This is a genomic window from Persicobacter diffluens, assembly GCF_036244895.1.
Taxonomy (GTDB): Bacteria; Bacteroidota; Bacteroidia; order Cytophagales; family Cyclobacteriaceae; genus Persicobacter; species Persicobacter diffluens.
Window position 1 is genome coordinate 1,066,860 of sequence record NZ_BQKE01000001.1, and the last position, 21,777, is coordinate 1,088,636.

Genomic DNA, 21,777 nt, shown 5'->3' on the forward strand with positions numbered 1-21,777 from the left:
TATTAACAAAATTTCACCACTGGTAAAGAGCACTTTCCTGATTTGAAGAATAATTGATTTCTTTGAAGTAAATTCATGTAAAATTCATACATAAACCAAAATATATAACGATGAAACGGATACTAGTTGCCGTATTGATGGTCGCAATGAGCTTCCCTGCTTTGGCAGATGAAGGGATGTGGCTGCCTATGCTAATCAAGCGCCTTAATTATGAGGATATGCAGAAGGAAGGCTTGAAGTTGACTCCTGAAGAAATTTATAGCGTGAACCAGGCCAGTTTGAAAGATGCCATCGTATCTTTTGGTGGGTTCTGTACCGGTGAGGTCATTTCCAAGGAAGGATTGTTATTGACCAACCACCACTGTGGATACGGTGCCATACAGGATCACTCCACGGTAGAGCATGATTACCTGACGGATGGCTTCTGGGCCATGAACAAATCAGAAGAATTGCCTAACCCCAAATTATTCGTTCGCTTTTTGGTACGCATGGAAGATGTGACAGAGCAGGTGAAAGGGGCTGCAACGGCTGAAATGACGGATGAAGAGCGTAGCCAGGCCATTGGCAAAGCGATGAAAGAAATTTCTAAAGCGGCGGAAGAGGGCAATGAATACACGGCGGAAGTGAAGCCATTGTTCAAAGGCAATGCCTACTATATGTTTGTTTACGAAACTTACCGCGATGTGCGTTTAGTGGGGACTCCTCCATCTTCTATCGGTAAATATGGTGGGGATACCGATAACTGGATGTGGCCTCGTCATACGGGTGATTTCTCTTTATTCCGTATCTATATGTCACCGGATGGTAAGCCAGCGCCTTATGCAGAAGAGAATGTGCCATTCCAACCTAAGCATTATTTGCCGGTTTCTATGGACGGTGTTCAGGAAGGTGATTTTGCTATGATTATGGGATTCCCGGGCAGCACGAAGCGTTATTTGTCTTCTTATGGCGTGAAAGAAGCCCTGGATGTGTCCTACGCTTTGCGTATCAAATTGATGCAAACCAAATTGGAGTTGTTGAAAAAAGATATGAATGCTGATGATAAAATCCGTATTCAGTATGCTTCTAAATATGCTTCTACCGCAAACTACTGGAAATACTTGATTGGGCAGACCAAAGGCTTGAAGCGTCTTCATGTTTATGAGAAAAAACAAAAAGAGGAAGGTGATTTTGCCAATTGGGTTGCCGCGGACAGTAACCGAAAAGAAGAATTCGGTGCGACTTTGAATGATTTGGAAAGTGGCTTTGCCACCATGACGGATTATTCTGCGCCGGTACAGTATTCTATCTTTGTGCCTTACCTGACCGAGTTTATCTACTTCACCCGCAACTTTGAGGCGATGAAAGGCATGATGGGCGAGGAAGAAAAATCAGAAGCCTTGGTGGATTTCAGCAAATCTATGGAGGAGCCGGTGAAGGAGCACTTCAAAGATTATAGCCCGGCGGTGGATCAAAAAGTATTCCGTGCATTGATTGAAATGTACTATAATGAAGTGGATTCTGCTTACCGTCCAAAGGTATTTGAAGCAGCCAATAATGTGGCATTGACCGAAGAAGGTGAAAAGACTTCCGCTGATTTCGACGCATTGGTGAATTATATTTTTGAAAAGTCTGTTTTTGTAAATCAGGAGCGTTTAGAAGCATTTCTGGCAGATCCAAAAGCGGAAGTGTTGGAAAACGATCCGGGGATGTTGGTAGCAGATGCTTTCATGGCCAATAGTGGAAAAGTTCGTGCTTTGGTAGGAGAGGCAGCAGCTGCTATTAACCGTAGTGAGCGCATGTATTTGAAAGGAATGATGGAAATGTTGCCAGAGCGTGCATTCTATCCTGACGCCAACTCTACGATGCGTGTGACCTATGGACAGGCATTAAGCTATGATCCGGCAGATGCGGTGCATTATGACCTTTATACCACCTTGGATGGGGTAATGGAAAAGGAAGATCCAACAAATCCGGAGTTTGTGGTTCCTGCGAAGCTGAAGGCGCTTTGGGAAGCAAAAGATTACGGGCAGTATGCCAATGAAAAAGGAGAATTGGTGACTTGTTTCTTGTCCAATAATGATATTACAGGGGGTAACTCAGGTTCTCCGGTAATCAATGGCAAAGGAGAGCTAATCGGTACTGCTTTTGATGGCAACTGGGAAGCGATGAGTGGCGATATCGCCTTTGAACCTAACGTACAACGCACAATTTCTGTAGATGTACGGTATACTTTGTTTATCATCGATAAATTTGCAGGCGCCGGCCACCTGGTAGAGGAAATGACTTTGGTGAAAACACCCAAAGAAGTGAAGCCTGCAGGTAAGAAGAAAAAGAAAAAGAAATCAAAAAAGGCTTAATTTAGGCCAAATTGGTTCGTCAACATAAAAGGAATCTCTCCGCTTTGGGGGGATTCCCTTTTTTTTGGGGCGTAAGGTTCTTTAGATAATTCCTAATTCGTGAAATATTTTGCGTTCAATGCCAAAATTCTAACAAGATCTTATTCCTTTTCCTCCATGCGCCGCCTACGGCCCTTTTTATCAATAGAGTACCAAGCGGTATCTTGATCTATATGATAAAAACCGACAAATTCTGGCTTTCCATTACGTTTGTAATAAATCCACTCTCCTTCACGTTTTCCTTCCAAAAATTCCCCTTTTTCAATTTTTTTTCCTTTCTCGGAATAGAAAATCCATAAGCCTTCCGGTATTCCAAAAGTATAATTCCCTTCCCGTTTTATAGAATTATTATTGTGATAAAAAATCCATTTTCCTTCATAAAATCCACCTTGGTATTTCCCTTGCTTTTCAAGCTTTCCATTTTCATAATAATAGACGCTTTCTCCCTCTAATAAGCCATTTTTCCATATTTCTCTTCCTGCTACCTGCCCATTGGGGTAATAGGTGATCAGACTACCATCTAGCTGACCATCTTTATAATTTTCAATTGCACTAAGCTGACCATTTGGGAACTTATACCGCCATTCACCCTCCTTTTGTCCATTATCGTTCCGCTTTCCTTCTCCTGTAGAGGGAGTATTTTCGATGTTATTTTGTGAATGTGCTTCAAAACAAAATAGCGTAAAAAATAGTAGAAAGTATCGTAAAGCATTGTAAATGAGGTTCATTTCTTACTTAATCAAATTTAGTCTTTAAAATCTTCGTATTATTGAGCTACCACTTGGTTGGAATCAAGAAGCGATCGAATTCATGCTTACAAATTAGCCAATTATTACATTAAGTCTAATTTTAGTAAATTATGCATCACAGGAGATTACATAAGTTTTACCTCTCTTTCAAAGTGGAACGTGAGGTTCGGACAGTTTGGGTTGAGGGTCTTAATCTTCGTCATGCGAAAGATCGTCTGGCGATGACGGAGCCTGAAGCGATAGATATCATTGACTGGACGTCAGAAAGTCCTGAAAAATTAGAGAATTACCTCTCAAAAATCGGGAATTACTTCGAATATACACAAGGAGCGATTGCGCATTAAGACATTGCGCTGAACATAAAATACCTAAATGAGTCATAGGTCTACCTGCCTATGACTCATTTTTTTCCCACCCTGCTTTTTTTCCTCCTTGGCTTGTCGCTGACCCCCTCCATGGGTCAGGGGACTTTATTTAATCAGGTATCGGATCCTGAGATGAGGACTATTGATGCTAATCCGGCCTCCGCTACTTCCAGGCCAGATCATTTTCATTTATTACTTCAGCATCAGCTATTTTACGGTAAGTTTAATTTACCCCGAACAGGGATTCTCCTGGGCATGCCTTCCCGCTTTGGAAATACCCAATTTGCCTATTCCTATTTTGGAGATCAACTGCTGTCTGAGCGAGGGGCATCCTTGGCTTGGGCTCACCATTTGGGGCAGTTTAAGCTCGGATTACGATTTGCCTATACTTATGTCCAAAGCGCTTACAAAATTGAGGGCAGGCAGTTTGCAGTGGATTTAGGGATGCAATGGCAACCGATAACCGAACTGATTATTGGATTTGATGTTCAGGAAATCCAAAAACCATCACCAGCTGAAGTTGTCGCATTGCCGGCAGCTTTAAAAAGCAGATTAGGTATACAATATGAGCTTTCCTCGGATTTGAGGGTTTATTTGCAGTGGCAGCAGGACTATTTTACGGGATCTCTGCTCACCACCTCCTTTCAATATTTTTTTAAGCCCAAATTTTATGTAGTGGGAGAAGTAGAGCTGATGCACTTATCCCAATGTTTTGGATTCGGCTGGGAAAAGGCAGCTTTTGCTTTACAATATTTGGGTGCCTTGCAATACCCTCTGGGTTTTAGCCATCAGTTAAACCTGCATTATTTCTTCGGGCAATGAGGTATTGGTTTATCATCGGTTTTTGCATTATCAGCCATTGGTCCCGAGCGCAGTTGGGTCCCATCGCTGCCGTTTTGAATCATTTGCAACAGCAGGAGGTTCAAGCCATGGATGTGGACCGATTGGAAATGGACTTGGAGGCTTTACTTCATGAGCCCTTGATGGTGAATCAGCAGCCGGTAGATTTATCAGGATTGTTTTGGTTAGATGATTTTCAGCAAAGGGCCTTGGCGAATTATCTGGAACATTTTTCACCGGTTTTTGAACCTTATGAACTTCAATATCTACAAGGCTGGGACCAATCCCTTGCGAAGCTCACGGCCCCTTTTTTGGATTTTAGTTTTCGTAAAAAATCGAAGCCCAAAGGGAGAAGGCAACAGTACCTGTTGTTGGGCTTTCATCGGGCGTTTTTATGGCCATCTGCTCAACAGGAAGATTATTTGGGAACCAATGCCTGGCGTAATTTGAGGTTTAGAGAAAGTCGTGGTCGGGTCCAAATGGGATTTAACGCTCGATTACAAGCTGGGGAGGCCTGGGTATTTAATCCCCGGAGTAATCAGTATGGGGCCGATTTTTACAGTGGTTATTTGAAGTATGCATGGGGTTCAGGGCAACTGATTGTAGGGGATTTTCAATTGCAAGCTGGTCTGGGGCTGGTTTACCATCAGGGATTTTTCTCAGGCAAGGGGACAGATCCTTTATTGGCCTTCAACCGAATGAATACTAGGTTGAAGGCTATTTCGGGCAGTTTTTCTGCTCAGTTTTTTCGAGGGTTTGCCCTGTCACAGCGGAAGGGCCCACATCAGTGGAAGGCTTTTTACTCTCAACGATATCAGGACTTTCGACTGGAGAATGGCCAAATCTCTACGGCCTATGCAAGCGGATATCATCGTAATGAGGCAGAATTGCTGTGGCGGCATAATGTGCTTGATCGCAATGCCGGTATACTATACACCTATGCGAATAAAGAAAATGGTTTGTATGCCGGAGCCAATGGTTTGTGGAAGCTGCCCTATCAGCTGCGGGAAAGCGGAAGGATGGTAGGAGGGCATCAGGTGGTTTTTGGGGGCTATGCGGATTATACCAGGGGAATTCACCGAATGGCCATCGCTTCTTCCATGAATAGCTTAGATGGGCTTGGGCTGAACGCCCTGTGGATGGCCGCCCTGAGTAAAAGGTATAGAACAGGACTTTATTATCGGCATTATGGTTCCTCCTATCAAGAAGGAACAGGGCAGGGCTTTTCAGAGACAGGTGCCAGAAGGGGCGAGCAAGGGCTGTATTGGGCTAATCGGCTTTACCTTACGGATAAGTGGCGGTTAGATTTTTACTTTGATCAGTTTTTTATTCGTGCGGGGCAATACCGCATTTCAAAAAGCTTTAAGGGTTATGAGCATTTGGCGGGACTAAGCTATCGACCCAATCGGCAGCAACAATGGAGTTTTAGGTTTAAAATGGAATCCAAAGCACAGGATTTAAGGGAGGAGGATGTGCGATATTTGTCGTTGCAGGAAGTGAAAAAGTTGAATATGGCCGTGATCCATAATGCAAGCTGGAATGAAAAGTGGTCTACTCAAAGCAGGCTGCATTGCTCTAATGCTGGTCAGGAATGGGGCATTTTATGGGTGCAGGATGTTAAGTATCGCTTGGAGAAATGGCGGTTTTTTGGTCGCCTGGCAATTTTTGATATTGAAGATTGGAATAGCCGCCAGTATGTGTATGAGCAAAATGTAAGGTTTCAGTTTTCAAGTCCGGTATTTTACCGGAGCGGATTCAGAACTGTTGGCATGGTACAGTGGGTGCCCCATCCTAATTTTACTTTTTGGTTACATCAGGTGTGGGAACACTATCCTTTGGAAAAGGTGGAGGAGCAATTGGGGTTAAACCGATGGCAATGGCGACTTCAGGCCATGATTCACTGGTAGGAAAGCCAAATTAATTCAATAACTTTTTCTTTAGTAACAATGGTGCTCCTTTTGATGCCTTTGGGCCTCTTGAGCGAAATGCCTTTCTTCTTACCTTTTTTTATCACTTGCTGTTCTACTATCCGATCATCTGATTTATGAAAAATCAACACTTCCTCCGCAATAGTGGGGACCTTAGCCAAATCTCCATTGGCTCCCAGTGATTCAAAAGGAAATTCAGCCTGCTCTCCCTGACATAATGCTAAAATTCTTCGGCAATTGGGAATGCCAACCCCTACATAGTTATTAGGGGCCTTGTACAGATTGGCCGAAGCTTTTATGATGTTTTTGATCTCCTCATGACTCAAATCCGGTTGATACTGCATGATGCAGGCGACTAGTCCGGTGATAATTGGAGCTGAAAAGGAAGTGCCCGAGGAGGCATAACAAACAACGTCAGGCTTGATATAGGGCAGTATTTTTGGTCCCTGAGCAGAATATTCATATTTGCGGGGAAGGTTATAATGACTGGCGCCTACGCTAAAAACACTACGGGCATCTGCCGGGGCAGAGACTACTCTCCAGTCTAATTCATTCCCCTCATTTCCGGCCGAAATAACCAAAAACATCCCTTTTTGATTCGCCGCAATTTCGGCCGCCCGAGAAATAATGGTCGTTTTTCCATCCATATCGCTGGGGCGATAATTTTCCTCCGCCCGGTCGTAGCCTCTGGCATAGCCTAAGGAGGAGTTAACCAGTTTCACTCCCAGACTATCCATCCATTCCAATGCGGCAATCCAGTAATCTTCCTCTCCCCGGAATTCCCGGTCTCCATGGTCGGTACGCGCCAGATAATAATCAGCTCCGGGCGCAAAACCTTTTGGCTGACTTCCTTTTTCAAAAATGCCTGCGGTGCATTCAAAAACCTCCGTGCCGTGCCAGTCCTGGAAGGTTTCAGGGGATTGGTACAAGTCTTTTTTCCATTTATTGATAAAGTCCCGACCCATTATGACCTGATTGTTGTCAAATACATGTTTCAGGCTGGGCTTAACATTGGCGTCAATATAGCCGGCATCAATCAGGCCTATCTTTACGCCCCGTCCATCCAAACCTTTATCGGTAAAAGCTTGTCCTTCCATTTGATTAAAGGCATATTGAGCCTTTTCCCGGGCTAGATTCCGCTCACCGGAGGCGATGACTATTCCGGGGCTGACCGGCACAATTTCTTTGATAAAGTCCTCTTGCTGCAAGGAAGAGATTTGACTGGAATCCAAAATTGCGGTAATACCATTGAGCCACTTGGATCGACAAATTTCCTGTACTTCCCATTTTTTTAGCGCCTGTAAATACTGCTCAGAAAGGGGGTGGTCCAGGTAGGAGGTGGAGTCTTGAAAGGAGAAGTTTTTATCCTGAAAAAAGACCCAGTATTTGAGTTCCTGAGCCTGACAAGGAATTGTAAATAATAGAAAAAGAAAAAAAGAAAAAAGTCGCATGCTGAAAAGTGGGCTCTTTTTTATGGCCGGAAGGCAAATTAAGCAAATATTATTTAACCGTTGAATTTTTTGGTAAATTGAAGCGCTTATTAATTATTGAATCCGGAAACTTAATATGAAATACGAAACTATCGAATCTTCGTTATTTGTGGCGAACAGAAAGCGTCTGGCGAAGATGATGAAGCCTAACTCTCTGGCTGTTTTTAATGCTGCGGACATCATGCCTACCTCGGCGGATGGCACTATGAAGTTTAAGCAACAATCCGATCTTTTTTATTTGTCGGGCATTGATCAGGAGCAAACCATCCTGGTGGTGTATCCGGATGCCATCAATGAAGAGTGGCGTGAAGTCCTTTTCTTGAGAGAAACGAATGAGCATATCGCCATTTGGGAAGGACATAAATATACGAAAGAAGAGGCGACCAAAGCCTCCGGAATTCAACAGGTGAAGTGGTTGGACGATTTCGAGACCATTTTCCAGATGATGATGGCAGAGGTAGACCATGTCTATCTGAATACTAATGAGCATTGGAGAGCCGAGGTCGTGGTGCAGACCCGTGATGCCCGTTTTATTAAAGATTGCAAGGAGCGTTACCCTTTACATCAATATGAGCGTGCGCAGCCTTTGTTGCATCACCTCAGAGCGGTGAAATCACAGCAAGAAATTGATTTGATCGCTCATGCTTGTGAAATTACCAATAAAGGATTCCGACGTCTGTTGCGTTTTGTGCAGCCGGGAGTAATGGAATATGAGGTGGAGGCCGAGCTGATCCACGAATTTGTAAAGAATCGTTCCGCTGGTTTCGCTTATGAACCCATCATCGCTTCCGGTTTTAACGCCTGCGTTTTGCATTATTTGGAAAATAACCGCGAGTGTAAGGACGGGGATTTGTTATTGATGGATATTGGTGCTGAGTATGGGAATTATGCTTCGGACATGACCCGTACCATTCCGGTAAATGGCAGATTTTCTGACCGTCAGCGTGCGGTTTATGATGCGGTATTGCGCGTATTTAAAGGGGCAAATGAAATCCTACAGCCGGGCACTAACATTCCTGCTTACCATAAAGAAGTAGGGAAAATGATGGAGTCGGAATTGTTAGCCTTAGGTTTGATTGATAAGACCGATATCAAAAATCAGGATCCCGCCTGGCCAGCCTACAAAAAGTATTTCATGCACGGAACCTCCCACCATTTGGGCTTAGATGTGCATGATTATGGAAAGGTCAATCGGGAAATTGCCGAAAATATGGTCTTTACCATTGAGCCGGGAATTTATATTCCGGAAGAAAATATGGGCGTGCGCCTGGAGAATGATTTTGTTGTGAAAGTGGGTGGTAATCTGGACTTGATGCGACAGATACCTATTGAGGCTGAGGAAATTGAAAGTTTGATGAATGCCTAAGCGCATATTGATCATAAAAAAAGCCTCCTTGTCTAGCAGGGAGGCTTTTTATTTATTCAGGTAAAATAAATTCATCTTCTGATGCCGATGGAAAGTTAATAGAGGTAAAACCCATCGACATGAAAAGATTTTACCTAATACTATTAATCATCCCCTTGCTTTACGCCTGTAAAGATGATGAAGATCCTTCTCCAACCGATCCCGCTGAAGGCACTTATGAGCTTACTTCTGTGTCCATCTTTTCAGATGGTTTTTCTCAGGTGTTTGAAGGCGAGCTACTGGAAGCATTAATTGAAGAAAATGAAGGCGTATTCTCCCAAATGACGCTGGAAGGGAAGGAACAGCTGGTGATTGACGGGCAGCCCGTGGCTGAGAAATGGATTCGTGATGGAGAGACGGTGCGGATAATATTCGGAGGTAATCAGGCTGATCTGGTCTTTACCTGGGATGGGGCCAATGAGCTGGTCTGGCAGGCTTCGGAGGAATTTGAAGAGGAAGCGTATATTAGTCAGATGGTATTTACCCGCATAAATCAATAGATAAAATAAAAGCGAACCGGTGACCGATTCGCTTTTTATTTTTGAACGAGCTTTTCCAGCGACTTTTCTGCGGCAGATTGTTCTGCTTTTTTCTTTGAAAGTCCTGTGCCCCGCCCGCAAGGTTCCTCATCAACGAATACCTGGGCAACAAATTCTTTGAAGTGCTTATTGTTCTTGACTTCTTCCACCTCGAATCGTACTTCTTTCTTTTGTTGATGTGCCCACTCGATTAACTGGCTTTTATGGTTGGGGTTCACCTGAATGATCTTCTCTAAATCATAATGAGGGATCAACAGTTTCTTCACCACAAATCGGTGGCAGCGTGCATATCCATGATCTAAATATACTGCTCCTACCAATGCTTCCAGGGCATCTCCATATATGGATTTAAAAGCCAGACCGTGTTTATTCCCCTGATTATATTCCACCAGGTTGTTCAGGCCTATCTTTACCGCAATTTGGTTCAGGGTTTCCCTGTTGACCATTCTTGACCGAATCTCTGTTAAAAATCCTTCATTCTTGAAGGGGTATTTTTTGAATAGAAATTCCGCCACAATGGTGCCCAATACGGCATCTCCAAGGTATTCTAAGCGCTCGTAGGATTCTTTTAAACCGTTCTTGTTTTCCTTTGCGACACTGGTGTGCTGGGTCACCAAACGGTATAAGTAAAGATTTAAAGGCTTAAGCCCTACAATCTGACCGATTGAAGACATAAGCCTTTTATCTTTTTTGCTCATTCGAGCACTTAATGTAAAAATCCTTCTTAGAATTCGAATCACAATGAAATCTTAATCCTCTAATTTTTTGAAAATTACTGAGAAATTATGACCACCGAATCCAAAAGTATTGGACAATGCTGCTCTGATCTCACGCTTCTCTGCTTTGTTCAGCGTAAGTTTGAATCGCTTGTCAATATTTTCATCTAATTCCGAATTATTGATGGTCGGAGGTACGACGCCCATTTCCATCGCCTTAATGGAAGCAATGGCTTCAATCGCCCCTGCAGCACCCAATAAGTGGCCGGTCATAGATTTTGTAGAGCTCACGTTCAAATCATAAGCGTGTTCTCCAAATGTTTTCTCAATAGCTTTAAGCTCGGCAACATCTCCTAATGGAGTGGAAGTACCGTGAACGTTGACATAATCAATGTCTTCCGGCTTTAAGCCAGAAACCTGAAGTGCCATTTCCATAACTCTGGCTGCGCCGGTTCCTTCCGGATGCGGGGCAGTCATATGGTGAGCATCTGCAGTAGCGCCACCACCGGTTAATTCACAATAAATCTTTGCACCGCGCGCTTTAGCGTGCTCATATTCCTCTAAAACGATCGCACCGGCACCTTCTCCCAATACAAAACCGTCACGATTTTGATCGAATGGGCGGGAAGCCGAAGCTGGATCATCGTTTCTGGTAGATAATGCTTTCAATGCTCCAAATCCACCAACACCTGCTTCCGTTACGGCTGCTTCAGAACCACCGGCAATGATAACATCAGACATTCCACTCTTGATATAGTGGAAAGCATCCAACAAAGCGTTGGTCGCTGATGCACATGCCGAAACTGTACAGAAGTTAGGGCCGCGGAAACCGTATTTGATAGAGATATGACCAGCTGCGATATCAGCGATCATTTTTGGAATAAAAAATGGATTGAATCTTGGCGTGCCATCACCTTGTGCAAAAGATGTGACTTCCTCTTGGAAGGAACGAAGTCCTCCAATTCCGGATGCCCAAATTACTCCTACACGATCCAAATCTAACTTATCAGAAATTAGGTTTGCATCGTTCACTGCCTCATCTGTAGAGATCATGGCATACTGAGCGAAGAGGTCCATTTTACGAGCATCCTTTCGAGGGATAAAATCCTCTACCTTTAGTCCTTTAACCTCACACGCAAATTGCGTTTTGAATTTTGAGGCGTCGAACTTCGTGATGGGTGCAGCGCCACTGACACCCTCGGCAAGACCGTTCCAGAAATCCTGAACGTTATTTCCTAAGGGAGTCAGCGCACCTAAACCCGTGACAACAACTTTTCTTGAAGACATAAAAATCTTTAAAAATGCTTATTACTTGTTCTCCTCTAGGTAAGACACCGCTTGACCTACAGTAGAAATGTTTTCAGCTTGATCATCTGGAATAGAAACATTGAATTCTTTTTCGAATTCCATGATCAATTCTACAGTATCCAATGAGTCAGCTCCTAGATCGTTAGTGAAGCTAGCTTCCAATGTAACTTCCGATTCTTCCACACCGAGTTTCTCTACGATGATCGCTTTTACTTTCTCTGCGATTTCAGACATTGTTATAAAAGTTTTGTTGTTTAACTACGGTGCAAAGAAATACAATTCGCCCAATAATGTCAAACGATTTATCACAAAGATATTTTCGGCTATTATGCGCTATAAAACGGTTCGCGTGTCCTGTTTTTACCTTTAAATGGCTATTTGTCAGTTAATTACGGGTATCGCTTGTTCGGGAAAAGCTTCGAGAGTTTCCTTTACGGAAAATAAATATATATCAAAAGCAATTAGTAGGGGGTTAAAAATAGATGATGAATTCGTGAAAAAAGGGGGATTGCGTAAAAATTATTTACTTTTGTGAGAAAGAAATCTTTGGAGCGATCAATTTTTTTGAAGCATTGAAAAAGCGCAGACTTTTAGTAGAGAATAATTACGACTTCCAGTTGATGGGTATTGTAGCACCCATGCGAGCATACAAAATGGTGTGGTATATCAATCAGGCGATGCGTATCGCTTTTGCTAAGCAAAAGGAATGTACGGTGCATCCTTTCGGACGGGAACCCATTGATATTTCCTTCTATACCTATGAGGCACCCTACGGTAATTATCGATTTATTGAAAATCGTGCAGTGAAAAGTCCAAAGGGGGAAATTCATTATCTGATTCCGGAGTTAAAGGAATTTGACTTCCTATTATATGTGCAGGGAGAAATGCACAAAGATTATTTTGAACGGCTGAAGAATGGGCTGGAGCAGTTATCCATTGTTCATTATTTTAAAATATTTGAAGTAGACCGGATTAAGGCGAAGGAAAACCTGATCTTTTAGAAGCAAAAAAAAGCGGATCAGTGGGAGATTCGCTTTTTTTTTTTGAGGGCTTTTATGCCGAATGATTCAAGGTAAAATTCATTGATATAACCCAAGAGCCTACTGTCAGTCTACTATGGTTATTTTCCTTGATTATTAATAACCGGAATTTGGGTAATCTGGCGCTCTCCTCCTCGTCTGCTTTCTTGGAAAAAAATGAAATAGGAAAAATCTTACCATTTCTAATGCTTTGCCTACCTACGTGCATTAAGGTATGTAGTGATTCGGCTTAAACATTCACTTATGGTTTTTGGGGAGGAACGAGTACTACCTCTTCGCGATCGATGATCACTTTCCCGGCTTCCAGATCCTTTGTTTTACGGATATACTTTCTTGGCGTCACGGATACCGGGCAAAGGCTATCCGTTTTTCTTTTGGAGAAAAAGGCGGCCCATCCGGCTACTTTTTCGATCACGTCTTTTGGAAATGGCTTTCCCGCCTGATGCTTGATCAATAGGTGAGAGCCCGGAACATCTTTGGCGTGCAGCCATAAATCCTCTTTAAAGGCGTATTGGCCGATTAGCTTATCATTGGCCTTGGGGTTTTTGCCCACCCAAACATCGAAGCCCATGCACTCATAACTGTTGTAGGGAAGAATGACTTGTTTTTTGTTCTGCTTCTGGGCATTGTTCTCCAGCTGGTGGTCTTTCAGAATTTTTCTGATTTCCTTAATAGATTCCGCATCCTGAATTTCCCCTACTGCCAATTCCAGGTTTTCCAGCTCTTCCATTTTTGCGGCCATGTTTCCTTCAATATTTTCAATCTCCAGTCTTTGATTCTTCGCTTTTCGATAATATTGCTCGGCATTACGCTGTGGGCTCAGGTCTTTTTTGAGCTTTATCTTAAGGTCCTTATTAGTGTAGAAGTTAAACAAGCTGACTTCCGTCGCTCTTTCGGGTACCTGATGCAGATTGGCCATTAAAATATCCCCAATATGCTGATAGCTGATGCCTCCTTTTAGTCCCTCTAGCTTTTCTTCATTATTGGTAATATAGGCATAGCCCTTATCAATGTCTTGCTTGAGTTTTTTTAGGTTGCGCCCTCTTTCTTTTTCCAGCCAGTGGGTGCGGGAAAATTGATAGTAATAGGCATTAATGGCTGCTATTGGATCATGTCCTTCGTAGATCAGTTCACCGACTTCAGTGTCAAAAAGGGTGAGCTTCACTTTTTGTTCCTCCTGTCGAACATAAATAGGGCCGTTGTTTAACTGTTCAATGATAAGCTTAAGCAATTTCCATTGTTTTGCACGCTCCAATCCCGGATAACCTTCTTTCTCCAATAAATTTTTCACCTGCTTTCCAAAGGTAGGGTAGAGCTTAAAGTAATCCCCTTCCGCTGCTTCAAGGGCTTCGAAACTTTGATCAATATCTCGTTGCAGGTCGGAAATGCCTAAATCCTGATCTTTGGACAGGTTGTTTCTGAAAAGTTCACGCCGCTCCTCATTTTGAAAAAGGAGGATATTGGACTGAGAGCCATGCAGCTTGAATAATAGTTGGAAGCCTCCTTCAAAAAATATGATAAAGGAACGTTCGTTGGGCAGGCATTTGATTTCCAGAATCTGTTTCTCCAGAATTTCGGAAAAAAGCGTGACCGTATTTTTTTTGGAACGCGCAAAATCTTCCGGAAAAGAAAGCGTGGAGACGTCCGGTGCCAGATTTGCCCGGAAGTAAAACTCCTTTCTTTCCAAATAAAAGCCCATAATCAGCTCATCTCGTTGCTGACTGAAACAGCTGCCCAGCTTCCAGCCTTTTAATTTTTCGTCCAGCTGATGCGCCAGGCGGTTGATGAAGAAATAATTATTATGCAAAGCGTCTTTGTTTAAATCTCAATTTTGAGGCCGTCGTAAGCCAGGTGAATGCCCATGGGAAGTCCACTATCTACCTGCCCATGCAGCCCCATGTGATGGCTCATATGTACAAAATAGGTTTTAGGGATCGATAGTTTTTTGGCCAGATCCAATGCTTCTTTTAAAGTGAAGTGGGAGTAGTGGTCTTTGTGATGCAGGGCATTGAGGACCAAGACCTTACTGCCGGCAATTTTGTCCCACTCCTTTTCCGGCAATTCATTCATATCGGTAATATAGGTAAAATTCTCAATTCGGAATCCAAAACAAGGCATTCCCCCATGCATGCCATCAATGGGAACGATTTCCAGGTCCTCGAAAAGAAAAGCCTGATTACTGATGGGAATGGTGTCAATGCGTGGTCGGCCGGCATAGTCCTCGGCAAAGGCATAAGGGAATTCTACTTTTAGTCGGTCTATCACCCGCTGCCGGGCGTAAATCGGAATATTTTTATTTAATGAAAAATTATATCCCCGGACATCATCCAGGCCCGCAATATGGTCTTTATGTTCATGGGTTAGCAGAATAGCGTCCAGCTGATGAATGCTTTCTCGCAATACCTGCTGGCGGAAATCCGGCCCGGTATCGATAACGATGCTTTTTCCATTAACCTCAATATGCACCGAACACCGCAGCCTTTTGTCCCGGAAATCGAGGGATTTGCAAACGGGGCAGTCGCAATTGATAATCGGGACACCTTGTGAAGTTCCCGTTCCTAAAAAAGTGATTTTCATGTTATTGAGCTTCCGTGTTTACAGCCTCCTGAATTTGCTGGTATAAGGCCAAAGATTTTTCACTTAAGCGCTCGGGGCCAATGGGCAGTTGTTGCAAAATTTGTATCAGGCAGCTGATGCGGCCTTCCAGTGGGTAAAATTTATTGACCACCACTACGCCTTTTTGATTCAGCAGGCACCAGCCAGACTTGAATTGTCCCTTTTCATAGCGCAAGGTATAATCAGATTCGGCGAAGATGTCCTCTAGTTTGCTTAGGAAATTTTTCGTGTACTTTATCGTCATGGCCTTCAAATAAGGCCACAATATCGGAAAAGATGAAGAAAAAAGAGGGCTTAAGCAGAATTATGCATTTTAAAGCCGATTTATTTCTGCTTAAATTCCCGTTTAGCTGCAAGGCGGGAAAAATGAAGGGGTTTTCCTTATTTCAAGTTTTTTACAACGAAGTAGATGAAGGAGGAGAAATCAAGCCTGCCCAAATTTGGGCCATTATTAAATCAGTAAATCCAATCTTATTAAGTCGAAAATATATCACTTAACAAGAACTTCTAAATTTAGCGTTGATTAATTCAGGCTTAATCCTGGCGGTGAACATTTCGGGTTTAAATACGCTCTAAAACAAAAAAGCGGTCACCTTTCAGGTAACCGCTCCTTTGCCGAAGATGGTTTAATTAATTCACCAAGGTGTATTTTTTTACTGTTTCCACTAACACATCAAAATCCAGTGGTTTAGGTAAAAATTCATTGATACCTACGGCTTTAAAGTCTTCCATAGAATAGTTTCTTGCATTTCCGGTGATGGCCACTATCGGCACATCATTTCCCTGATCACGTATCGCTTTGGCACATTGCATACCATCCATTTGTGGCATATTAATGTCCATAAGAATGACATCGTAATTTTTCTTGGCCACCTTGTCCATTACTTGTTTACCATTCTTGGCAGAATCGATGTCATAGTTTTGAATCAAAAGGATTTTTTTGGTAAGTGTCTGAATAACAGAGCTGTCCTCGGCAATCAAAACTTTCTTTTTATCGGCCATTTCTATCTTAGTTTATAGGTCTTTAAGAAATTCTTATATTCTGTTTTAAAGATATCAAATAGCTTGCCGATTTTGTCTAAATCGTTTTCCAAATTGTCATACGGTGCAATTTTTAATTCTTGTTCCGTAGCTTTTACTTTTTCTGCAAGCTGTTCAATTCCCAGTGTAGCGGCATTACCTTTAAGTGTATGCAAATTACGTAAAATATTTTTGTAATCTTTTTTTAATGCAAAATTTTTCGCTTCCTGGATAAGATCCGAGGACTCTAAATCAAAATTTTGATAAACTTCATCAATAAGATCACAACCGCCTATGTCATAAAGTTGATCCACTATGGCTTTGTTTATAAGTGGGGTGCTGTTTGTTTCCTTTTTTGTTTCAACAGTTTCTTTTTGGGCTAAACTGTGGGTGTGCTCTTGGACTTTTTTGATAATTTCTTGCGCTCTAATCGGTTTAGCTAAATAATCATCCAGGCCTTCCTCCAGGAATCTTTTTTTATCGTCTGACATGGCATAAGCCGTCATGGCAACAATCGGCGGACAAAATTCCAGTCCCAAAGCTTTAATTTCCTTGGTGGTTTGTATTCCGTCTTTACCCGGCATTTGGATGTCCATGAAGACCAAATCGAAGGGCATCTGTTGCACCTTGCTAATAGCCTCTTCTCCACTGTTCGCTGTGGTGACCGCACAGCCTGCTTTCGATAATATTTCTCCGGCTACTTTTCGGTTGATAAAGTTGTCATCTACCAGTAATATTTTGGGCTGTTCTTTAGGGCTGAAAGTGTTCCGAATAAGTTTTGGTTTGGATTCCTTCACGATCGGGATTTGGTCTTCGTCGGGTAATTCGGCCTCAAAAGTAAACCAAAAGGTGCTTCCCAGCCCCAGGGTGGAGTTCAGGTGAATTTCTCCATTCATTAGTCGGCATAATTTCTGACAAATAGCCAGTCCCAGACCTGCTCCTGAAAAAGGTTTTGAGGTAGAATGGTCACCCTGTTCAAAGGCATTGAAAAGGGTTTGTTGAGAGGCAGGGGAAATGCCAATGCCAGAGTCTTTAACCTCTGTCCGGAATAGAAAAACATCGTCCGTTTGTTTTTCCACCTTAAGGTAGATGTTGATAAAGCCCTTGGGTTCTGTGAATTTTATAGCATTGGAAGTAAGGTTGGAAAGCACCTGCAAAAGGCGGGTTTCATCCAGCATGACTACCTCCGGTACATTATTGTCCACCAGTAGGTCAAAGGAAATGTCATGATTATCCGTCTGAGGTTTGAAAAGGTTATGAAGCTTTTCCAGGGTTTCACGAATCTTAATAGGAGTCTTTCTAAGACGCATTTTTCCCGCCTGAATTTTGGATAGGTCCAGGATGTCATTCAGGATTTCCATCAGGGTTTCGGAAGATTTTCTTAGGGCATCTACATAATCTGCCTGTTCCTCCAATAAGGGGGTATGTCCCAAAAGGTCAATCATCCCAATGATTCCATTCATCGGTGTCCGTATTTCATGACTCATATTAGCCAAAAAGGAATCTTTGGCCTTAATGGTCTTTTTTAATTCCTTTTGGGTGTGTTCTAATTCCGTCATGTCCCGGATAAAACCCTCCAGCTCTAATGGCCCTTTTTTATTATCCGCATGACGAAGGTGAAGGAAACAAGGTACGGTTTTTCCGGATTTATGGATGATATGTACCTGTACGTTGGACAGCCGCTTGGACTGCGCCAGGGCTTCGGAGAATTTCCGGGCCGCCCCTTTATACAGGTAATAATCCCCAATATTTTTTCCTATGATTTCCTCGGGATTGTAGCCCATAATATCCAGTGCGCTGGGGCTGATCATGGTGATTTTACCCATGATATTACACCTGAAATACAAGTCAGGGGATCGCTCATATATTTTTCGATATTTGCTTTCATTTGCTTCCAGCATAAACAGCTGATGAGTCTCCACGCTGATGTCCTGAATGCTCATGATGATTTTTTCCGCTTGCTCATTTTCCACGCAAGGCAGAAAGGCTATTCGGAACCAACGCATTTTATTTCCTTTTTTTTGTGCATGGCGAAACTCAAAAGCCATGGGTTTACCTGCGGTGACTTCCTTCCAGTGTTGTGTGAAAATGTCGCGTGTGGCTTCATGATCGGCTTCCGGGCATTTTTCGCCAATCTGGAATGCATTTCCCATCAATTCCGCATAGGCCTCATAATTACCATTTACCGAAATTATTTCAGCTTTTGGATTCAGGTTGGCCAGGCAGATAATGCCCTGTTCCCTATTTTTTTCCTGATGCTGTTGGCCTTTTAAGCGCTGGCCTGAAATGGCCTCCGAAATGGCCGGTGCAACTATGTCGATTAACAGGGTTTCCTGAAATCCATAGTTCGTTCGTGGATTTCGGTGAAGGAAGATCCACTGCCCAATCAGTTCTCCATTCCAAAATAAGGGCATATAAAGGAGGTCTTTTACCGTAGGGTCGGATATAGAGAAATTTTGGAGGCTTTGCTCATTAATAATGGAAGGGCTTGCCAGGGTCGATAATTTTTCAAAAACCTCCTCCTGAAGCTGTACGGGGCTATATAATTGGTCTTCCTGCCATTCATGATAGGCCTCCTGATTGGCTTTAGGCTGTAAGATTTTCAGGGCGCAAAAGTCGTAAAATACGATGGTCTTCAGGGCTTCATTGATCCTGCTGAACCATTTTGGGGAAGATTGCAGGTAGCTGACCCAAGAGGGGAGGCCGGAATATATTTCCTGGGTTTTATTTAATAAATAAGAAGAGTCAAAGCTGTTGATGATCAGTTGAATGGCAGTGACCTCATCCTTTTCCTTGATGGCGATAAAGGTGCCTTTTAAGACTTCACTTGAATTATCCCCTTTAATAAATTCCAAAGGAAGGTCCATCTCAGGAATGCCTAAAACCAGAAATTGCTCCAGATGGTGTTTGAGCTCGGTAAGTTGATCCTGCGCAATCACTTCCAAAAGAGTGGCCTCCAGAATTTCCTTTTCCGACATTCTCATGCGCTTGCAGAAGGTCTCATTGACATAAGAAAATTCTCCATCAATCTTCATGAAAGCCACCATTTCTGAGATTTTGTCAAAAGACTGATAGTGGAGCAACTGCCCTTTTCGGTCAGTCTTTTCCTCTTCCGGATCTACTCCTCCTACCAATGTGATCAGGTTAGAGCGATTGGTGATTTTACCGGGTACCCGATAAAAATTTAACTCCAGCGGGTTGAAATCTTTATTTTTGGTCAGGCATTGTACGGCATCAAACTCCTCCAAATCCTTTGGGAAGAAGTTATCCTTAAAAGAACTTTTGGGGTTTCCCTTTTTAGGATTGAGGAAATTGGAAATCTTTCTGCCAAACAGTTGCTGGGGTAGAAGGTGGAAAAGCTCCGCAAAAGATTGGTTGCAACTCAGAATGAAACCGTCCAGGGTGACGGTCACAATAAAGGGGGCTCCGGTGCGGGCCGGGTTAATTTTGGAGGTATTGTCATTGGTGAGCTTGATGGGAACCGTTGCGACAATAAAGCCATTAAAGGAGGTTTTATGAGGGTATCTTGGGATGCCGGTTTCCTGTACGGTAATATATTTTCCTTCCTGATTTTTTAGTCGATATTCAATGCGATAGCTTATTTTCCGACGATGGGCATTCTGAATTTTGCTAAAGACGAAGCTGTAATCATCCGGGTGAATCAAATTAATCCATTCGTCGATCAGTTTATTCTCCGGAATGCCGGAAAAGGCCCGCCAATTTTCATCGAAATAATAAAGGTTATGGTATTCATTGGTCATCCGGGTCATGACTGCCGAAATAGGCAAGTCAAGACTGTCCTTTTTTGTTTCCCTGCTCAGCTTCAGGAAAATCATTTTGGTCTGGCTGATGCGAACAATGGATAAGCTCGCCAGCACGGAGATTTCTTCCCCTGTGGTGGGTTGGAAAGGGATTTGGAGGGTGAGTCCACCGGATAATCCCTGCGCCTCAATATTTTGAAATATAGGTGCTCCTTCTACTTCCTGGGCTAATATGTGTAGAAAAAGAGGGTTTTCAGCAATTTGCTCCTGAGAATCCAGGCCAAAGAAGTTCAGGCAGGGGGTGTTGGCTGCAATCAAGTCTCCTTCCATACTGATAATCATCGCTGCTTTGGGAGATTCCTTTACCAACAGGCGTGCCTGCGAGGAGGAATCTTTTTGCATGCGTAAAATCTCTTCTATCAGTTCTTCCTTGCTCTTTTGTAGCAAATCGTTTCGATTTCCAAGCATATTTTCCTAAAAGTCTGTATCAAATAAAACATAAAAATAAAGAAATTTATTGGTGTGCCCCTATGGATTGCTCTTCATTTAAAAAATCTACTTTTTGAATTCCTGCGGGAATATTTCGAAATTGGCTCCCTAATTAGATAGGAATGGAAGATAAATTACTGGTGGTCATTGTAGGGCCGACGGCGGTAGGGAAAACAGCCCTTTGTGTGGAGTTGGCTAAATTGCTTGAGACAGAGATTATTTCGGCGGATTCCAGGCAGTTCTTTAAGGAAATGGCCATCGGCACGGCCAAACCTACGAAAGAAGAAATGGATGGTGTGCCGCACCATTTTGTAGACTGCATGTCTATAGTGGAGGAATACAGTGCGGGTCATTTTGAAATTGACGCTTTGGCGAAAACCAGGGAATTATTCCAGGATCATGAGGTGGTGATCGCTACCGGAGGGAGTACGCTATATGTTTCAGGGCTGTGTGAAGGCTTTGACGATATGCCCCGAACGCCGGAGGAGCTGCGGCAGCAGGTCATTGCAGATTATGAAAATAAGGGATTGGCTTTTTTGGTGGAGGAGCTACAGGCCAATGATCCCGAATATGCTTCGGAGGTAGATTTGAATAATCCGCAAAGAGTCATGCGAGGAGTAGAGATCTTCCGGGTGAGTGGCAAGCCGATGTCCTCTTTTCGTAAAAATAAAATGGATCAGCGGCCGTTTAAGATTTTGAAAATTGGCCTGGAGCGGGATAGAGAAGAGTTGTATGACCGTATTAATCAGCGGATGGACATCATGATTGATCAGGGGCTATTTGAGGAGGCGGAGCGTTTGTTGCCGCATAAGTCTGCTAATGCCCTGCAAACGGTGGGTTACAAAGAAATATATGACTATATGGAGGGGCAATATGATCGGGAGGAATGCATCCGGTTATTAAAAAGAAATTCTCGCCGGTATGCTAAGCGGCAGTTGACTTATTTCAAAAAAGATGAGGCTTTTCATTGGTTTCATCCAGAGCAAAAAGCAGAAATTTTAGGGTTGATCAAATCCCAAATGAAATAAAAAAAGCCTTCTCTGTGGTTTCAGGGAAGGCTTTTTGGGGCGGTGATGATTTTAACCCGAATGCTTCACCGTTAAATTTATCAAATCATCATAAGTAGCTTTTTT

At 43.0% G+C, this 21,777-nt stretch carries 19 protein-coding genes; 9 read left to right on the forward strand and 10 right to left on the reverse strand.

Annotated features, from left to right (window positions below; translation table 11 throughout):
• Window positions 1-110 precede the first annotated feature (110 nt).
• Window positions 111-2,339 carry a S46 family peptidase gene (locus tag AAA970_RS04520; RefSeq protein WP_338236117.1) on the forward strand — a complete coding sequence of 743 codons (2,229 nt, stop codon included), beginning with the start codon at window positions 111-113 and terminating at the stop codon, window positions 2,337-2,339.
• Between the two features lie 140 nt (window positions 2,340-2,479).
• On the opposite strand, the gene AAA970_RS04525 is transcribed toward AAA970_RS04520, so the two are convergent.
• Window positions 2,480-3,106 carry a toxin-antitoxin system YwqK family antitoxin gene (locus AAA970_RS04525; protein ID WP_338236118.1) on the reverse strand — a complete coding sequence of 209 codons (627 nt, stop codon included), beginning with the start codon at window positions 3,104-3,106 and terminating at the stop codon, window positions 2,480-2,482.
• A gap of 131 nt (window positions 3,107-3,237) precedes the next feature.
• Between AAA970_RS04525 and AAA970_RS04530 the strand changes: the two genes are divergently transcribed.
• The 3 genes from AAA970_RS04530 to AAA970_RS04540 are packed head-to-tail and all read left to right on the forward strand — an operon-like array spanning window position 3,238 to window position 6,239.
• Complete coding sequence (locus AAA970_RS04530) at window positions 3,238-3,471, forward strand: hypothetical protein (RefSeq protein WP_338236119.1); 234 nt, start codon at window positions 3,238-3,240, stop codon at window positions 3,469-3,471.
• A gap of 51 nt (window positions 3,472-3,522) precedes the next feature.
• Complete coding sequence (locus AAA970_RS04535; RefSeq protein ID WP_338236120.1) at window positions 3,523-4,314, forward strand: hypothetical protein; 792 nt, start codon at window positions 3,523-3,525, stop codon at window positions 4,312-4,314.
• Window positions 4,311-6,239: a hypothetical protein gene (locus tag AAA970_RS04540; RefSeq protein ID WP_338236121.1), complete on the forward strand. Its 1,929-nt coding sequence runs from the start codon at window positions 4,311-4,313 to the stop codon at window positions 6,237-6,239. The genes AAA970_RS04535 and AAA970_RS04540 overlap by 4 nt, the downstream gene beginning before the upstream one ends.
• On the opposite strand, the gene AAA970_RS04545 is transcribed toward AAA970_RS04540, so the two are convergent.
• Window positions 6,230-7,711: a S8 family serine peptidase gene (locus AAA970_RS04545; RefSeq protein WP_338236122.1), complete on the reverse strand. Its 1,482-nt coding sequence runs from the start codon at window positions 7,709-7,711 to the stop codon at window positions 6,230-6,232. The two genes, AAA970_RS04540 and AAA970_RS04545, sit on opposite strands and share 10 nt — an antisense overlap.
• Before the next feature lie 115 nt (window positions 7,712-7,826).
• Between AAA970_RS04545 and AAA970_RS04550 the strand changes: the two genes are divergently transcribed.
• Window positions 7,827-9,116: an aminopeptidase P N-terminal domain-containing protein gene (locus tag AAA970_RS04550; RefSeq protein ID WP_338236123.1), complete on the forward strand. Its 1,290-nt coding sequence runs from the start codon at window positions 7,827-7,829 to the stop codon at window positions 9,114-9,116.
• Between the two features lie 119 nt (window positions 9,117-9,235).
• Window positions 9,236-9,655, forward strand: coding sequence for a hypothetical protein (locus AAA970_RS04555; RefSeq protein ID WP_338236124.1), 420 nt, complete (start codon window positions 9,236-9,238; stop codon window positions 9,653-9,655).
• 35 nt (window positions 9,656-9,690) lie between these two features.
• Here the strand turns inward: AAA970_RS04555 and rnc are convergent, their stop codons facing one another.
• From rnc to AAA970_RS04570, 3 genes are all read right to left on the reverse strand, one after another.
• Window positions 9,691-10,368, reverse strand: coding sequence for a ribonuclease III (gene rnc / locus AAA970_RS04560; RefSeq protein WP_253275643.1), 678 nt, complete (start codon window positions 10,366-10,368; stop codon window positions 9,691-9,693).
• Window positions 10,369-10,443: 75 nt separating this feature from the next.
• Window positions 10,444-11,697, reverse strand: a complete 1,254-nt coding sequence (fabF, locus tag AAA970_RS04565; RefSeq protein WP_060685730.1) for a beta-ketoacyl-ACP synthase II — start codon at window positions 11,695-11,697, stop codon at window positions 10,444-10,446.
• Between the two features lie 21 nt (window positions 11,698-11,718).
• Window positions 11,719-11,952: an acyl carrier protein gene (locus AAA970_RS04570; RefSeq protein WP_053404211.1), complete on the reverse strand. Its 234-nt coding sequence runs from the start codon at window positions 11,950-11,952 to the stop codon at window positions 11,719-11,721.
• A gap of 338 nt (window positions 11,953-12,290) precedes the next feature.
• Here AAA970_RS04570 and AAA970_RS04575 point away from each other — a divergent pair, with 338 nt between their 5' ends.
• The gene (locus AAA970_RS04575; protein WP_157600820.1) at window positions 12,291-12,719 is read left to right on the forward strand and encodes an IPExxxVDY family protein; all 429 of its coding nucleotides are present in this window, start codon (window positions 12,291-12,293) and stop codon (window positions 12,717-12,719) included.
• Between the two features lie 280 nt (window positions 12,720-12,999).
• On the opposite strand, the gene AAA970_RS04580 is transcribed toward AAA970_RS04575, so the two are convergent.
• From AAA970_RS04580 to AAA970_RS04590, 3 genes are read right to left on the reverse strand one after another with little or no spacing between them, the layout of a single operon-like run.
• Window positions 13,000-14,565, reverse strand: a complete 1,566-nt coding sequence (locus AAA970_RS04580) for an NFACT RNA binding domain-containing protein (protein WP_338236125.1) — start codon at window positions 14,563-14,565, stop codon at window positions 13,000-13,002.
• Between the two features lie 11 nt (window positions 14,566-14,576).
• Window positions 14,577-15,335 (reverse strand): MBL fold metallo-hydrolase, encoded by a 759-nt coding sequence (locus AAA970_RS04585; protein WP_338236126.1) that lies wholly within the window; start codon window positions 15,333-15,335, stop codon window positions 14,577-14,579.
• Between the two features lies 1 nt (window position 15,336).
• Window positions 15,337-15,618 carry a hypothetical protein gene (locus AAA970_RS04590; protein WP_338236127.1) on the reverse strand — a complete coding sequence of 94 codons (282 nt, stop codon included), beginning with the start codon at window positions 15,616-15,618 and terminating at the stop codon, window positions 15,337-15,339.
• A gap of 32 nt (window positions 15,619-15,650) precedes the next feature.
• Between AAA970_RS04590 and AAA970_RS04595 the strand changes: the two genes are divergently transcribed.
• On the forward strand, window positions 15,651-15,872 hold the full coding sequence (locus AAA970_RS04595; RefSeq protein ID WP_338236128.1) for a hypothetical protein: 222 nt from the start codon (window positions 15,651-15,653) through the stop codon (window positions 15,870-15,872).
• 132 nt (window positions 15,873-16,004) lie between these two features.
• Here the strand turns inward: AAA970_RS04595 and AAA970_RS04600 are convergent, their stop codons facing one another.
• Both AAA970_RS04600 and AAA970_RS04605 read right to left on the reverse strand, forming a co-directional pair.
• Window positions 16,005-16,376, reverse strand: a complete 372-nt coding sequence (locus AAA970_RS04600) for a response regulator (protein WP_053404215.1) — start codon at window positions 16,374-16,376, stop codon at window positions 16,005-16,007.
• Between the two features lie 2 nt (window positions 16,377-16,378).
• Window positions 16,379-20,602: a PAS domain S-box protein gene (locus AAA970_RS04605; protein WP_338236129.1), complete on the reverse strand. Its 4,224-nt coding sequence runs from the start codon at window positions 20,600-20,602 to the stop codon at window positions 16,379-16,381.
• Window positions 20,603-20,766: 164 nt separating this feature from the next.
• Here AAA970_RS04605 and miaA point away from each other — a divergent pair, with 164 nt between their 5' ends.
• Window positions 20,767-21,672: a tRNA (adenosine(37)-N6)-dimethylallyltransferase MiaA gene (miaA, locus tag AAA970_RS04610; protein ID WP_338236130.1), complete on the forward strand. Its 906-nt coding sequence runs from the start codon at window positions 20,767-20,769 to the stop codon at window positions 21,670-21,672.
• The last annotated feature ends 105 nt before the right edge of the window (window positions 21,673-21,777 follow it).

Bases quoted from the DNA above. Each gene is read 5' to 3' on its own strand.
- AAA970_RS04520 (WP_338236117.1), top strand. From the start codon at position 111: ATGAAACGGATACTAGTTGCCGTATTGATGGTCGCAATGAGCTTCCCT.
- AAA970_RS04525 (WP_338236118.1), bottom strand. From the start codon at position 3,106: ATGAACCTCATTTACAATGCTTTACGATACTTTCTACTATTTTTTACG.
- AAA970_RS04530 (WP_338236119.1), top strand. From the start codon at position 3,238: ATGCATCACAGGAGATTACATAAGTTTTACCTCTCTTTCAAAGTGGAA.
- AAA970_RS04535 (WP_338236120.1), top strand. From the start codon at position 3,523: ATGACTCATTTTTTTCCCACCCTGCTTTTTTTCCTCCTTGGCTTGTCG.
- AAA970_RS04540 (WP_338236121.1), top strand. From the start codon at position 4,311: ATGAGGTATTGGTTTATCATCGGTTTTTGCATTATCAGCCATTGGTCC.
- AAA970_RS04545 (WP_338236122.1), bottom strand. From the start codon at position 7,711: ATGCGACTTTTTTCTTTTTTTCTTTTTCTATTATTTACAATTCCTTGT.
- AAA970_RS04550 (WP_338236123.1), top strand. From the start codon at position 7,827: ATGAAATACGAAACTATCGAATCTTCGTTATTTGTGGCGAACAGAAAG.
- AAA970_RS04555 (WP_338236124.1), top strand. From the start codon at position 9,236: ATGAAAAGATTTTACCTAATACTATTAATCATCCCCTTGCTTTACGCC.
- rnc (WP_253275643.1), bottom strand. From the start codon at position 10,368: ATGTCTTCAATCGGTCAGATTGTAGGGCTTAAGCCTTTAAATCTTTAC.
- fabF (WP_060685730.1), bottom strand. From the start codon at position 11,697: ATGTCTTCAAGAAAAGTTGTTGTCACGGGTTTAGGTGCGCTGACTCCC.
- AAA970_RS04570 (WP_053404211.1), bottom strand. From the start codon at position 11,952: ATGTCTGAAATCGCAGAGAAAGTAAAAGCGATCATCGTAGAGAAACTC.
- AAA970_RS04585 (WP_338236126.1), bottom strand. From the start codon at position 15,335: ATGAAAATCACTTTTTTAGGAACGGGAACTTCACAAGGTGTCCCGATT.
- AAA970_RS04590 (WP_338236127.1), bottom strand. From the start codon at position 15,618: ATGACGATAAAGTACACGAAAAATTTCCTAAGCAAACTAGAGGACATC.
- AAA970_RS04595 (WP_338236128.1), top strand. From the start codon at position 15,651: ATGAAGAAAAAAGAGGGCTTAAGCAGAATTATGCATTTTAAAGCCGAT.
- AAA970_RS04600 (WP_053404215.1), bottom strand. From the start codon at position 16,376: ATGGCCGATAAAAAGAAAGTTTTGATTGCCGAGGACAGCTCTGTTATT.
- miaA (WP_338236130.1), top strand. From the start codon at position 20,767: ATGGAAGATAAATTACTGGTGGTCATTGTAGGGCCGACGGCGGTAGGG.